We start from the raw sequence: 12,513 nt of genomic DNA, 5'->3' as shown, positions 1-12,513 counted from the left end.
CTGTCGTCGGCTTTGGCACAACCAGTCGAGAAAGGAGAACATCAATGGCTATTCGTGATCTCATTCCCTGGGGCCGCGAGAACAGTCCGGTGCCCAGTCTCTATCGCGACGATGACCGGGACCCGTTCATGGCGTTGCATCGCGAGATGAACCGCCTGATCGACGACGCCTTCCGCGGTTTCGAAACGCGCATGCCCTCGCTTAGCGGATTTTCGTCGGCGCGCGGCAGTTGGCCGAGCGTTGAAATCTCCGACGGCGAGAAGGAAATCCGCGTGACCGCCGAAATTCCCGGCATGGACGAGAAGGACGTCGAGGTGATGCTCGATGACGGCGTGCTGACGCTGCGTGGCGAGAAGCGCTCCGAGACCGAAGACAAGGACCGGCAGTTCTCCGAGCGGTTCTACGGCCGCTTCGAGCGCCGCATCCCGCTCGGCTACGAGGTCGAGGAAGACAAGGTGAACGCTGCCTTCCACAATGGCGTGCTCAGCGTGACGCTGCCGAAGACCCAGCGCGCGCAGACGAAGGCCAAGCGCATCGCCATCAGTGGCAGCAAAGTCAGTTCCGGCGAGAGCAAACACTGACGACATCGGCAGCCGGACGCGCAAGCGGCCGGCTGTGCCGGACATCGTCAGCCGTCGGCGGCCGGCTTGGCCTTGACGTTCTTCAGCGCGGTCAGCAGGTAATCCTGCATCGTCGCCTGAAGGTTTGTCGTGGCAGTGCGCACTACCGCCATCGCGCCCCTTACCGCCGCGTCGTCGAAGGGCGAAGCCTGCTGCGCCGCCGCGAGATCGGCCCGCGTTCTCGCCAGAGGCGCGGGTTCATTTCTTCAGCCGATGCGCCGGGCCGCGCGCCGGCCGCATATTGAAAGGTCTGCGGAAGCACCGGTAGCAGACATCGCTACCGTGGCGTCCCTGACGCCAGACAACGGAGCCCGCCGTCCGAAAGGCGGCGGGCTTTGTCGAACTCTATAGCATGAGCGGTGCCGGGAGCACGCCTACAGAACAGGGCCCAATTCCAGCACAACGAAAGCGGTGGCGCCCAGCACGACGAGGGCATAGGCCGCATAGAGAACAAGCAGCAGAACCTCAAAATCGCGGAAAAAGCCCGTGGTGGCCCTGATCTGTTGCGGCTCGCTTTTCTCAATGAGGTCGGCTGCGGGGTGGGCCGCCCGGACGACGACATAGCCAATCCTGTCGTTCTCGGCCGCCTGTAATATCCGTTCCGCAATATCGAGAGCGATCACCGGATCATCGGCCAGCTGATTGCCCGCGATCCGGTATTCAGTAACCGTCTGGATTTCATGCTCTCTCATGCGTTCATAACTGCGCCATTTAAATTAGGTTCCACTAATGTACATATGTTTACGACCGACCTGATCGTCACGTAACCGGGCGGCAACAATTCTAGGCCGCGAACCCCTACCCCGCGTCCTCCAATTAGATGGCTCTCCATGGGCTGTTACGCATCTGCCGCGTGCCGACGAAGCACCGCAAAGAGCTCCCCGGCGATGTCGAAGCCGCCGGGGCCAGGCGGGAAGGCGCGCGCGGCCCTCTCAGCACCCTTGCCTCAGATCGCCTCGCGCTCCCGTTCCGGCGTAGCGACCAGCAAGGCCGCGGCAGCGTTGGCGGCAGTGATGGCAGCCTCGACCTGAAGCCCGCGGGCAAGGCCTGCCGCGAACGCGCCAACGAACTCGTCGCCGGCGCCATGGGTGCTGACGACCTTCACCGGTATGCCCGCCAGCGCGAACGCCTGACCGTCACGGTCGCAATAGGCGACGCCCTCCCCGCCGGCGGTGACGATCGCGGCCGGGTAGAAATCGACCAGCATGCGTGCCGCCTCGGCAGCACCCCCGAGCGTGTCGACGACCGGAACGCCGGCCAGAAATTCCGCCTCGATAGCGTTGACGATCACGACATCAACCAACGCGACCAATTCGTCCGACAGTTTCCGGGCGGGTGCCGCATTGAGCACGACGCGGCCGCCATGCGCCTTCACCGCTCGCGCTGCAGCAACGTTGGCGGCTTCCGGCACCTCGTTCTGCAGCAGCAGCACCGAAGTGTGCGCGATCATGTCTGCCGCCTCTGCGATGTCCTTCGCACCCAAGGTGAGATTACTGCCTGAGACGATCACGGCGCCATAGTCGCCGCCGTCGTCGAAGATCGCCACGCTCATGCCCGAGCCGGCGCCAGGCGCGACACGCACGAAGCGTCTGTCGACGCCACAGCGGCCGAGATTGTCGAGAAGCGCGCGGCCGAAATCGTCATCGCCGACCGCTCCGATCATCGCCGAGCGCACGCCGGCCCGTGCGGCAGAGACTGCCTGGTTGCCGCCCTTGCCGCCGCACTTCGGCCGCCATGCATGGCCGGTCACGGTTTCGCCCTTGCGCGGGCGGTCGGGGGCTTCGACCATGATGTCGTAATGCAGACTGCCGAACACGGTGACCAGCGGTCTCGGCGGCGTCATGTGCCCCTGTCCCGCCGCTTCGACGTCACCGCCGACATGGTGCGGCCGAGATTGCGCTCTGCCGCCTGGTAGTCACGCTGCGCCACTGCCACGAACAGCGCGTCGAGAATGTTGAGCTGGGCGATGCGCGCCGCCGCGTTCTCGCCCATCAGCGGCGAGCCTTGCGCTGTCGAGCACAGCACGATGTCGGCGACTGCGGCCAGCGGTGAGTTGTCATAGTTGGTGATCGCCAGCGTCCGCGCGCCGCTCTTGCGGGCGAGATGGATGGCGTCGATGACGGCGCTGGTGTTGCCGGAGTGGGAGAAGCCGACGGCGATGTCGTCGGCGCCGAGCAGCGAGGCCGACATCAGCATCATGTGCGAATCGTCATAGACGGATGCGCGGATGCCGATGCGCAGGAATTTGTGCGAGACGTCGCGCGCGATCTGCGCCGAGCCGCCGACACCATAGAAATCCCGGTTTTGGGCGCGGTAGAGAAGATCGGCGGCGCGGTCGAAATCGTCCATGTCGAGGATGGCGAGCGTTTCCTCCAGCGCCTGGATGGAGGTGCGGAATACCTTCTGCACGATCTCGGCCGAACTGTCGTCGACCGACAGCTCCTGGTGCATTTCGGCGGTCGGCAGGCGGCTGTATTCGTAGACGGCGGTGCGGAAATCGCGATAGCCGGAAAAGCCCAGCTTCTTGGCGATCTTGACCACCATCGCCTCCGACACGCCGGCCTCTTCGGCGATCTGCTTGAGCGGAATGGTCTCGTCGAAGCCGCGCCGTCCGAAGACGGTTTCCACCACCTTGGCCTCGAGCGGCGTCAGATGCGGCATCATCATGCGGATCCGCGGTCCTACTGCTTTCAGATCCAGGCTAGTCAAGGTCATCCACGTCCCCTCGTCACACGATCGATAAGCATCGCGGCGAGGATTATAAGGCCAGTTGCCAGCAGCTGATAGAAGGACTGGACATTCATCAGCGTCAGGCCGTTGCGCATGGTGCCGAGGATGACGGCGCCCAGGATGGTGCCGACCACGCTGCCCTTGCCGCCCATCAGCGAGGCGCCGCCGATGGCAGCCGCGGCAATCGCATCGAGCTCCCAGAGGTTGCCGAGAATGGGCTCGGCAGCACCCAGCCGGCCGATCAGGATCTGCGCAGCAAGTGCCGCCAGCAGGCCCGAAATCATGTAGGCGGCGATCTTGGTGCGGGCGATCGGCACGCCGGCTATGTAGGCGGCCTCCTCATTGCCGCCGACGGCGAGCAGATATTCGCCGAATGGCGTCTTCTTGAGGATGATCCAGGCGATCAGCGCGACCACGGCCACGATAATGACCGCCAACGGCAATCCAAACAGCGAGCCGTTGAAGATGGCGCGGAAGCCGGCAGGCAGGCCGAGCACCGGATTGCCGCCGGTATAGATCAGCGCCAGCGCCCGGTAGGTGCTGAGCGTTCCCAGCGTGACGATGAAAGGCTGCAGCCCGACATAGGCGACCAGCACGCCGTTGAGCAGGCCGCAGACGAGGCCGATGGCGAAGCCGGCGGCGATGGCCAGTGGAAACGGCACGCCGGCGACCAGCATCGAGGCAGAGATGACGGCCGAAAGGGCTGCTGTCGGCCCGACGGACAGATCGATGCCGCCCGAGATGATCACCAGCGTCATGCCGAGCGCCAGGCAGGCGTTGATGCTCGATTGCTGAAGGATGTTGATCAGGTTGCGCTCCGCAAAGAAGCCAGGGACCAGCGCACCGAAGACGGCGAGGATCACCACCAGGCCGATCAGCGTGCCGGCGTCGCGCACGGAAAACCGGTGCAGGAAATCCGCCTGTGGGCGCGCTGCTGTGTGTTCGGTTATATCAGTCATCCGCTGGTCCTGTCCGTTATGCATCGGCTCGATGGCCTTGCGCCTTGCCGGCCTGAATCTCCGATTGGGGTATTGCGTGTGCCGCGATCGCCTGTTCGCTGAGATCAGCCCGGCCGAGTTCGGCCGCGACCGTTCCATCGCGCATGACCAGCACACGGTCGGCGAGCCGGATCACCTCGGGAAGCTCGGACGACACGACGATTACCGAATGGCCTTCGGCGGCGAGCTCCTCGATCAAGTGATAGATCTCCGCCTTGGCACCGACATCGATGCCGCGCGTCGGCTCGTCGAACAGCAGAATGCGCGTTCCCGCCGCCAGCCAGCGCCCGATGATCGCCTTCTGCTGGTTGCCGCCGCTGAACAGCCGGATCGGCCGGTCGAGCAGGAACGGCCTGAGATTGACCCGCTTCATCTTCTCGGCCGCGACCCGTTTCAGCCTGGTGTGATCGATGACGCCGCGCGGCGCGAACACGCCCATCGATGCCAGCGCCATATTGCTGGAGATCGAGCGCAGCGGCACGATGCCTTCGCGTTTGCGCTCCTCCGGCACCAGGCCGATACCGGCGGCGATGGCATCGCGCGGACTGGAAAGTTTTACCGCCTTGCCGTCGATCTCGACCGCACCTGATGAGGCGCGGTCGGCGCCGGCCAGCAGCCGCAGCAGTTCGGTGCGGCCCGAGCCGACCAGGCCGGCAATGCCCAGCACCTCGCCGCGATGCAGGTCGAACGAGACGTCATGGACCTTGGTCGGCGAGGCGAGGCCGCGAACGCTCAACCTGACCTCGCTGGAGGTGTGCGAGCGGTGCTGTTCCGGAGCAAGCTCGCGGCCGACCATCACCGAAACGACGGCCTTTTCCGACACCTGCGCAAGATCGACGGACCCGACAACGACGCCGTCGCGCATGATGGTGGCGCGTTGGCAGATACCGAACACCTCGTTTAGCTTGTGCGAGACATAGACGACCGCGACACCGTCGCGGGCCAGGCCGGCAATGACTTCGGCCAGGCGCTCGAATTCTTTCGGCGTCAGGCTCGATGTCGGCTCGTCCATCGCCACGATGCGCGCACGATCGAGCAGCGCCCGGGCGATCTCGACGATCTGCCGCTGCGCGACCTTCAGGCTGCCGAGCGGCGCTGCCGGATCGATCGTTAGGTCGATGGCCGCAAGGGCTTCCGCAGCGCGGCGTTCCTGCTCGCGCCGTGCGACGAAGATGCCGCCGCGCGTCAGCGGATGGCCGAGGAACATGTTCTGGGCGACGCTGAGGTGCGGCACCTGCTGCAATTCCTGATGGATCATGGCGACGCCCGCGGCGCGTGCGGCGACCGGATCGTTCAGCGTCACCGGCTTGCCGTCGATCAGCACGCTTCCCGCCGTCGGCCTGTAGACCCCCGACAGGATGCGCAGCAGCGTCGACTTGCCGGCGCCGTTCTCACCGAGCAGGCCATGAATTTCGCCGCCGCCGACCGAAAAGGACACACCAGAGAGTGCCCGCACAGCCGGAAATACCTTGGAAATGCCCTCGAATTGCAGCCGGGGTGACATGGGTTCTATTCTCCGGGCAAGGGTGCCAGCCGTGAGCAATAATGCTCTGGCCGGCACCTGCCCTTGTGCCCTTAGTTGCCCGCTGCCGCATCCTCGAGCAGCGCCTTGCGCACGGCCTCGCCGGCACCGGAATAACGGTCGGCGTTGTCCTTGGTGATCAGCGCCTGCGGCGTGGCGACGACCCGCGGCAGCTTTTGCCCGGCCACCAGTCGCAGCGCCGATTCCAGCGCCACCTCGCCGGTCAAAACCGGGAAGCTGTCGACGGTGCCGGTCAGCTCGCCGGCGCGGATCGAGGCGTAAGCGTCGGAGATGCCGTCGGTGCCGAAGACGGCGACCTTGTCCTGCAAGCCGGCGGCCTTGACCGCCTCGACGATGCCCAGTGCCATACCGTCATTGTTGGCATAGAAGCCGATCAGGTCGGGATGCTGCTGCAGGATGTTGGTGGCCGCGTCGTAGGAGGTCTGGCGATCCCAGTTGCCGGGGACGCTGGCGACGACCTCGAATTTGCCAGCTTCGGTGATCGTGCTTTTGAAGCCGTCGGTGCGCTGGACGGCGGCATAGACGCCGGCCTGGCCTTCGACGATGGCGACCTTGCCGCCGTCCGGCCGGTTCTTGATGAACCATTTGGCGACGCGCACACCATTGTCGCGCTGGACATTGCCGACATAGTGCTCGGCCTGCGGGATGACCGCGTCATTGACGTTGACCACCGGCACGTTGGCGGCCTTGGCCTGTTCTATGATCGGCTGCAGATTGGAGTCGGTCTGCGGCGAGACGAGCAGCACGTTGTAGCCCTGTGTGACCAGGCCTTCGGCGATGGTGAGCTGGCCGAGCTGGTCGCCCTCGCTCTGCGCCGCCTGGTAGACGACCGGAACAGCGACACGATCGCCGAACGACTTGTAGCCCTCACCCAGCGAGCGCCAGTATTCGTTGGTCAGCGTCTTGGAGACAGCGCCGGCCTTGGTACCGTCGGGTAGCTTGGGGAACGCACCGAACTTGGCCTCGAGCTGCGACCAGTCGATGCGATCCTTCTCGGTGTCGGAATTGAGCGGCGCGAGGTCCGCGGAAAAAGCGGAGCCGATGGACAGCGCCATCAGGGCAGCGGTGGCGGTGGCAAGCAGAAATTTCATGGTCTTTCCTCCCTTGTTGAAAAACGGTCTATGCCGCCGGAGCCTCAGCTGTCCGGTCCGAGCATGGCTTCCTGGATGATGGCCTGCGACGCGACCGCGTCCTGACGGTCGATGGCGGTGGACAGGCGGTTGTCCTTTTCCAGCCGATCGACGACGCGCAGCATGCGCTTGACGGTTGCGATGTTGACTTCGCATTCGTGGACCGGATCGAGTCCGGTCATGTCGGGGAACGTGTCGAAGTAGATGGCGCCGGCGTAGCCGTCGCGGCGGATCTGCCTGAGCAACTCGATCGTCTGCAGCGTGTGCACTGCGCCGACCATCAGGCCGTCGTCGCGCTTGGCGTAGCCATCGTTGAGATGCACGCCGAGCAGCTTGCTATGGCGCGTCACGAGTGCTGCGGCAAAGGCCGGCTGCTCGTCGGCATAGAGCACATGGGCGAAATCGAGCGTCACGCCGAGATTGGGCAGCCCGATCTCGCGGATCGCCAGCAATGTCGTCGCCGCGTCGGGCATCAGGCTATAGGAGCGTGGCTCGTTGGGCTTGTATTCCAGGCTGATCTGGCAATCGGGATCATGCGATGCAACTTCACGAATTCCATCGATTTCGTGTTGCCACAGTGTCGCGTAATCGGCCTGGAAGGCATAGTCGAAGCCATCCTGCCCGAGCCACAGCGTCATCAGATTGGCGCCGGCCTGACGCGCTGCGTCGATGCCGGCCTTGGTCAGGTCGATGGCTTCGCGGCGAACAGCGGGATCGGGATTGGTGAACGCGCCGAGCTTGAAGGCCGGATTGGAGTAGTAGCGCATGGCGAAGCCATTGATCGAAAGCCCGATATTGCTCAGCTTCCGTGCCATTTCCGCAGGTTTTTCATCGACATGATCGGGAAAATTGAGGTCGAGGTCGGTCAACCCGGCAACCTTCGCCGCACGCGCCGCCATCTGCAGCATCGACGGCTTGCCGACAAGATCCGGCCACTCGGCCTGTGGCCGCGAGGCAAAGGAATTCAGGCGCGTGGCGAAACGATTGGCTGTCATGGATGACCCTTTGGTGAACATAACTTCACACATTTACAAATATCTGTAAAGTTTATATTCGAGAAATGAGCCATCCGCTGCGACCAAGCGGCGGACGCTGTTTCGATCCGGCATGATAGCGGCCGTAGACGCGCTCGGCCTCGAAGCGGTGGCCGCGCCGGAACTGTAGGGCTTAGCTCTCAAATGTCCGGTGCCGCCGATCGTAACCATGTACAACCGCTCGCAGCCCTTGCGTCTCGGGCGTCAATTGATCATCGTCGTTGGCACTATGTCGTGGCCGGGGGGTTCCGCACATGCCGACACTTTATGCGCTGAAACCGGCGTTCCAAGCCAAGCTGCGGCCGCTCGCCGATCGGCTGGCCGTGGCCGGCGTCACCGCCAACCAGATCACGTTGCTGGCCGCCGCATTATCGGTCGCCACCGGCATTCTGGTCGCGGCCCTTGCCGGCCATCGCGCGGTCTTCCTGCTGATGCCGGTGGTGCTGTTTGCGCGCATGGCGCTGAACGCCATCGACGGCATGCTGGCGCGGGAGCATGGTCAGGCCTCGAAGCTTGGCATGTACCTCAACGAACTCTGCGACGTCGTGTCGGACCTCGCGCTGATCCTGGCCTTTGCCGCCATCTTCCCAGGCTGGGGCGTCGTCGCTTTCGCTATCGCGGCGATCATCGTGGAGTTCACCGGCGTGCTCGGCATAGCGGCGGGCACGGGGCGCAATTATGCCGGGCCGTTCGGCAAGAGCGACAGGGCGCTGGCGCTCGGCATCATCGCCTTCCTCATCACCTGCGGACTGTGGGTCGCGGCGATCGCGCCGTTTGTGTTTCCGGCAATGGCTACACTCTCGCTGGTGACCGCCATCAACCGGATACGCAGCGGCCTTAACGGGAGCGGCGACTGAAATTCCGGTCGCGTCCGCCAGGGGAAACCATGCTTCACGAACAGACGATCGCCGCCGCCGCGGCTTTGGCAAACCTCAAGCGGGTGGGGCAGGAGCGCGCCTTCAAGAGCCATGACAGCACCGAGATCTTCTACCGCTACTGGCCGGCTGTCGGGCAACCCGCCAAGGGCGCGGTTCTGCTGTTCCACCGCGGCCACGAGCATGGCGGCCGCATGGCGCATCTGGTCGACGAACTCGACATGCCCGATCATGCCTTCTACGCCTGGGACGCGCGCGGCAATGGCCGCTCGGCCGGCGAGCGCGGTTACGCGCCGTCCTTTGCCGCACTTGTGCGCGACATCGATTGCTTCGTGCGGGAGATCGGCAAGGATGGTTTTGGCCAGCGTGACATCGCGCTGATCGCGCAATCTTTCGGCGCCGTGCTCGCCGCCGCCTGGGTGCATGATTATGCGCCGCAGATTCGGGCTTTGGTGCTGGCCTCGCCGGCCTTTTCGGTCAAGCTCTACGTGCCCTTCGCCAAGCAAGGGATTGCGCTGTGGCAGAAGGTAAAGGGGCGCTTCTTCGTCAATTCCTACGTCAAGGCCAAGTTCCTGACGCATGATCCCGAGCGCATTGCCTCCTTCGAGGCCGATCCGCTGATCACGCGGCCGCTCGCTTCCAACATCCTGGTCGAGCTCTACGACCACGCCGCGCGTATCGTCTCGGATGCCCGCGCCATCACCGTGCCGACGCAACTGCTGATCTCGGGCTCCGACTGGGTGGTGCGGCACGCACCGCAGCACGAATTCTTCGTCAATCTCGCCAGCCCGGCCAAGGAACGGCATGTGCTGCCCGGCTTCTTCCACGACACGCTGGGCGAACGCGACCGCAGCCAAGCGCTCGACCTGATCAAGCCGTTTCTCGAAAGACAGTTCGCAGCACCGGACACGCCGGTCGACCTGACCGCGGCCGACCGCGCCGGCTACACACGCGACGAGGCCGACCGGCTGGCCTCGCCGCTCGCCCTGCTGTCGCCAAAGGGCCTCTATTGGGCAATGAGCCGTGCCTCGATCCGCATGGGCGCCTGGCTGTCATCAGGCCTGCAGACAGGCATTGCCACCGGCTTCGATTCCGGCTCGACGCTCGACTATGTCTACGAGAACGAGGCGCGGGGCAGCAGCGCGCTCGGCCGCATGATCGACCGCACCTTTCTCGATGCCATCGGCTGGCGCGGCATCCGCCAGCGCAAGCTGCATCTCGAAGAGCTGATCGGCGGCGCCGTCGCCGAACTAAAAGCTACCGGCCGGCCGGTCAATATCGTCGATATCGCCGCCGGCCATGGCCGCTACGTGCTCGACGCTGTCGCCAAATGTCCTGAACCGCCGGCCAGCGTGCGGCTGCAGGATTTCTCCGAGCTCAACGTTTCGAGCGGCTGCAAGCTGATCGCCGAGCGGCACCTGCCGACCAGCGTCTCGTTCCACCAGGCCGACGCCTTCGACGCCCAAATGCTTGCCGGGCTGAAGCCGGCGCCGGACCTCGCCATCGTCTCCGGGCTTTACGAATTGTTTTCCGACAATGCCATGATCGCCCGCTCGCTGGGCGGGTTGGCCAAGGCGATGCTGCCCGGCAGCCTGCTTCTCTACACCAACCAGCCCTGGCATCCGCAGCTCGAAATGATCGCCCGCAGCCTTACCTCGCATCGCGGCGGCCAGGCGTGGGTGATGCGCCGGCGCACGCAAGGCGAGATGGACCAGTTGGTGACGGCGGCCGGCTTCGAAAAACTCGACCAGCGCATCGACCAATGGGGCATCTTCACCGTTTCCGTCGTGCGGCGCGTCTGAGCATGGTCGTGCCTATCCTTGGCGCCGCCGCTGCCACTTCTGCCCCCGCACGCGAGCCGTACGCCGGAATCGTGTTGCGGGCGGCACTGTGGCTGGCGTTTCTGGCGCCGTTCTTTTACGCGACCTATGGCTTCGCCAACTGGCTGGCGTCGCAGCGCGACGATGTCGGCAGCATCGTCTTCGCCTGGGAGCGCTCCGTCCCATTCATCGCCTGGACCATCGTGCCCTACTGGTCGATCAACCTGTTCTACGGTCTGTCGCTGCTGTTGAATGATACCAAGAGCGGCGTCGACCGTCTCGCCGGCCGCTATCTTACCGCGCAGATCGTCGCCGTCGCCTGCTTCATCTTGTTCCCGTTGACGGCGACCTTCGTGCGGCCGCAAACATCGGGCCTGCCGGGCTTCATGTTCGCGGTGCTCGGCGGCTTCGACAAGCCGTTCAACCAAGCGCCGTCGCTGCACATCGCGCTGCTGGTCATCATCTGGGATCACTGGCGCCATCGGCTCAAAGGTATGGCCAGCATTATCTGGCATGCCTGGTGTTTGCTGATCGGCGCCTCGGTGCTGACGACATGGCAGCATCATGTCATCGATATCCCGACCGGCGCGCTGCTTGGCTTTTTCGCGCTGTGGCTGTTCCCGCGCAACGGCGAATTGCCGTTCGCCGGCTTTCACCTGGCGACCGACGCCAGGGCCAGGCGGTTGGCTCGGTTCTACACGCTTGGCGCAGCCTTGGCGCTGGCCAGCGCCGTTGCCGGCGTCTTCGTCTCGGCGCTGTGGCTCATCCTTTTGTGGCCCGCGCTGGCGCTGGCCATCGTCGCCTTCGCCTATGCCGGGGCCGGCGCCAAGGTGTTCCAGAAAGCGGCCGACGGCCGCGTCTCGCTGGCCAGTAGTATTCTGCTGCTGCCCTACCGGCTTGGCGCCAGGATCAATGTATCGATATGGACGCGCAAACTGCCGGCGCAGATCGCGGTTGCCGACGGCGTCTACCTCGGCCGCTTTCCGACAGCTGTTGAGGCTGACACTTTTTGCACTGTGATCGACCTTGCCGGCGAGTTGGAAAGGCCACGCGGCGTGACCTGTCGCTGGACTGCTATCGCCATGGTCGATCTTTTGCCGCCGTCGCCGGAGGTGCAAGCGCAAGCGGTGGCGGCGATCGAAGCGGCTCGCGGCCACGGCACCGTGCTGGTCTGCTGCGCGCTCGGTTTCCAGCGCAGCGCCAGCGTCGTCGCCGAATGGCTGGTTGCCACCGGCCGCTCGCCAACGCCGGCGCAGGCGCACAAGCGGCTCGCCGCATCGGGCCGGCCGGTGCATCTTCACATCGGGGTGGACGAGCCGGCATGAAAAGCGACGCTTATCAGGACAGGGCCGAGGCGTTCGCAGCCGGGCTGATGGTGCAGGCGGCGTGGCCGATTCTGCTGCTGGCGGCCGCCTTGATGGCCGCGCCGATCATTGGCGCGGTGGCCGGGCCGCAGGCAACGCCCATATCGGCCGCGGCCTGGCTGATCGCGGCGGCGAGCGCGGCGGCCACCCTCGCCTACTCTGCTTTGCTTGTCTTCGACGCATTGCTGTTCCGGCTGATGGCGAGCCACGCCAGCGAGGCCGCAGCCGGAGCCGCGGTCGACGAGGTGCTGGCGCGCATGCGGCTGAAACCTCCCTCTGCCGGCGGCCGCTCGCTCGACCGGCGCATGGCGGGCACGCACCGCCTGCTGGCCAGGCAGCGCATCGCGATCGGCCTGTTCGGGGCGGCGTCCCTCGTCGCGGCCTTTATCTGAGCCAGCC

At 65.0% G+C, this 12,513-nt stretch carries 12 protein-coding genes; 5 read left to right on the top strand and 7 right to left on the bottom strand.

All coding sequences use genetic code 11. The features are described 5' to 3' along the window. The first annotated feature begins 44 nt into the window (after positions 1–44). Positions 45–581, top strand: a complete 537-nt coding sequence (locus ABID19_RS02855; protein ID WP_354487845.1) for an Hsp20/alpha crystallin family protein — start codon at positions 45–47, stop codon at positions 579–581. A 413-nt stretch (positions 582–994) separates the two neighbouring features. On the opposite strand, the gene ABID19_RS02850 is transcribed toward ABID19_RS02855, so the two are convergent. The 7 genes from ABID19_RS02850 to ABID19_RS02820 all read right to left on the bottom strand — a co-directional run bounded on the left by ABID19_RS02850 (position 995) and on the right by ABID19_RS02820 (position 8,016). After that, positions 995–1,312 (bottom strand): hypothetical protein, encoded by a 318-nt coding sequence (locus tag ABID19_RS02850; RefSeq protein WP_354487843.1) that lies wholly within the window; start codon positions 1,310–1,312, stop codon positions 995–997. 254 nt (positions 1,313–1,566) lie between these two features. Next, positions 1,567–2,463, bottom strand: coding sequence for a ribokinase (locus ABID19_RS02845; RefSeq protein ID WP_354487841.1), 897 nt, complete (start codon positions 2,461–2,463; stop codon positions 1,567–1,569). After that, positions 2,460–3,335: a MurR/RpiR family transcriptional regulator gene (locus tag ABID19_RS02840; RefSeq protein ID WP_354487837.1), complete on the bottom strand. Its 876-nt coding sequence runs from the start codon at positions 3,333–3,335 to the stop codon at positions 2,460–2,462. Before ABID19_RS02840 ends, ABID19_RS02845 begins: the two co-directional genes overlap by 4 nt. Next, positions 3,332–4,309, bottom strand: coding sequence for an ABC transporter permease (locus tag ABID19_RS02835; protein ID WP_354487835.1), 978 nt, complete (start codon positions 4,307–4,309; stop codon positions 3,332–3,334). Before ABID19_RS02835 ends, ABID19_RS02840 begins: the two co-directional genes overlap by 4 nt. Before the next feature lie 16 nt (positions 4,310–4,325). Next, the gene (locus ABID19_RS02830; protein ID WP_354487833.1) at positions 4,326–5,852 is read right to left on the bottom strand and encodes a sugar ABC transporter ATP-binding protein; all 1,527 of its coding nucleotides are present in this window, start codon (positions 5,850–5,852) and stop codon (positions 4,326–4,328) included. A 71-nt stretch (positions 5,853–5,923) separates the two neighbouring features. Beyond that, positions 5,924–6,982, bottom strand: a complete 1,059-nt coding sequence (locus ABID19_RS02825; RefSeq protein WP_352937572.1) for a sugar ABC transporter substrate-binding protein — start codon at positions 6,980–6,982, stop codon at positions 5,924–5,926. Between the two features lie 44 nt (positions 6,983–7,026). Next, positions 7,027–8,016 (bottom strand): sugar phosphate isomerase/epimerase family protein, encoded by a 990-nt coding sequence (locus ABID19_RS02820; RefSeq protein WP_354487831.1) that lies wholly within the window; start codon positions 8,014–8,016, stop codon positions 7,027–7,029. A gap of 293 nt (positions 8,017–8,309) precedes the next feature. Here ABID19_RS02820 and ABID19_RS02815 point away from each other — a divergent pair, with 293 nt between their 5' ends. Genes ABID19_RS02815 through ABID19_RS02800 form a run of 4 tightly spaced genes read left to right on the top strand, consistent with a single transcriptional unit; the run spans position 8,310 to position 12,506 of the window. Further along, positions 8,310–8,912, top strand: coding sequence for a CDP-alcohol phosphatidyltransferase family protein (locus tag ABID19_RS02815; RefSeq protein WP_354487829.1), 603 nt, complete (start codon positions 8,310–8,312; stop codon positions 8,910–8,912). Between the two features lie 29 nt (positions 8,913–8,941). Then, positions 8,942–10,732 carry a bifunctional alpha/beta hydrolase/class I SAM-dependent methyltransferase gene (locus ABID19_RS02810; protein ID WP_354487827.1) on the top strand — a complete coding sequence of 597 codons (1,791 nt, stop codon included), beginning with the start codon at positions 8,942–8,944 and terminating at the stop codon, positions 10,730–10,732. Positions 10,733–10,734: 2 nt separating this feature from the next. Next, complete coding sequence (locus tag ABID19_RS02805) at positions 10,735–12,075, top strand: phosphatase PAP2/dual specificity phosphatase family protein (protein WP_354487826.1); 1,341 nt, start codon at positions 10,735–10,737, stop codon at positions 12,073–12,075. Beyond that, positions 12,072–12,506, top strand: a complete 435-nt coding sequence (locus tag ABID19_RS02800; RefSeq protein WP_354487824.1) for a hypothetical protein — start codon at positions 12,072–12,074, stop codon at positions 12,504–12,506. The genes ABID19_RS02805 and ABID19_RS02800 overlap by 4 nt, the downstream gene beginning before the upstream one ends. Positions 12,507–12,513 lie beyond the last annotated feature (7 nt).

Source organism: Mesorhizobium robiniae, from assembly GCF_040545535.1.
Taxonomy (GTDB): domain Bacteria; phylum Pseudomonadota; class Alphaproteobacteria; order Rhizobiales; family Rhizobiaceae; genus Mesorhizobium; species Mesorhizobium robiniae.
The sequence above is the reverse complement of the archived record's forward strand: the minus strand, read 5'-3'. Positions and strand labels throughout refer to the sequence as shown.

Excerpts from the sequence above, each read along its gene's own strand:
- ABID19_RS02820 (WP_354487831.1), bottom strand. The coding sequence starts at position 8,016 with ATGACAGCCAATCGTTTCGCCACGCGCCTGAATTCCTTTGCCTCGCGG.
- ABID19_RS02835 (WP_354487835.1), bottom strand. The coding sequence starts at position 4,309 with ATGACTGATATAACCGAACACACAGCAGCGCGCCCACAGGCGGATTTC.
- ABID19_RS02840 (WP_354487837.1), bottom strand. The coding sequence starts at position 3,335 with ATGACCTTGACTAGCCTGGATCTGAAAGCAGTAGGACCGCGGATCCGC.
- ABID19_RS02825 (WP_352937572.1), bottom strand. The coding sequence starts at position 6,982 with ATGAAATTTCTGCTTGCCACCGCCACCGCTGCCCTGATGGCGCTGTCC.
- ABID19_RS02805 (WP_354487826.1), top strand. The coding sequence starts at position 10,735 with ATGGTCGTGCCTATCCTTGGCGCCGCCGCTGCCACTTCTGCCCCCGCA.
- ABID19_RS02830 (WP_354487833.1), bottom strand. The coding sequence starts at position 5,852 with ATGTCACCCCGGCTGCAATTCGAGGGCATTTCCAAGGTATTTCCGGCT.
- ABID19_RS02850 (WP_354487843.1), bottom strand. The coding sequence starts at position 1,312 with ATGAGAGAGCATGAAATCCAGACGGTTACTGAATACCGGATCGCGGGC.
- ABID19_RS02800 (WP_354487824.1), top strand. The coding sequence starts at position 12,072 with ATGAAAAGCGACGCTTATCAGGACAGGGCCGAGGCGTTCGCAGCCGGG.
- ABID19_RS02815 (WP_354487829.1), top strand. The coding sequence starts at position 8,310 with ATGCCGACACTTTATGCGCTGAAACCGGCGTTCCAAGCCAAGCTGCGG.
- ABID19_RS02810 (WP_354487827.1), top strand. The coding sequence starts at position 8,942 with ATGCTTCACGAACAGACGATCGCCGCCGCCGCGGCTTTGGCAAACCTC.
- ABID19_RS02855 (WP_354487845.1), top strand. The coding sequence starts at position 45 with ATGGCTATTCGTGATCTCATTCCCTGGGGCCGCGAGAACAGTCCGGTG.
- ABID19_RS02845 (WP_354487841.1), bottom strand. The coding sequence starts at position 2,463 with ATGACGCCGCCGAGACCGCTGGTCACCGTGTTCGGCAGTCTGCATTAC.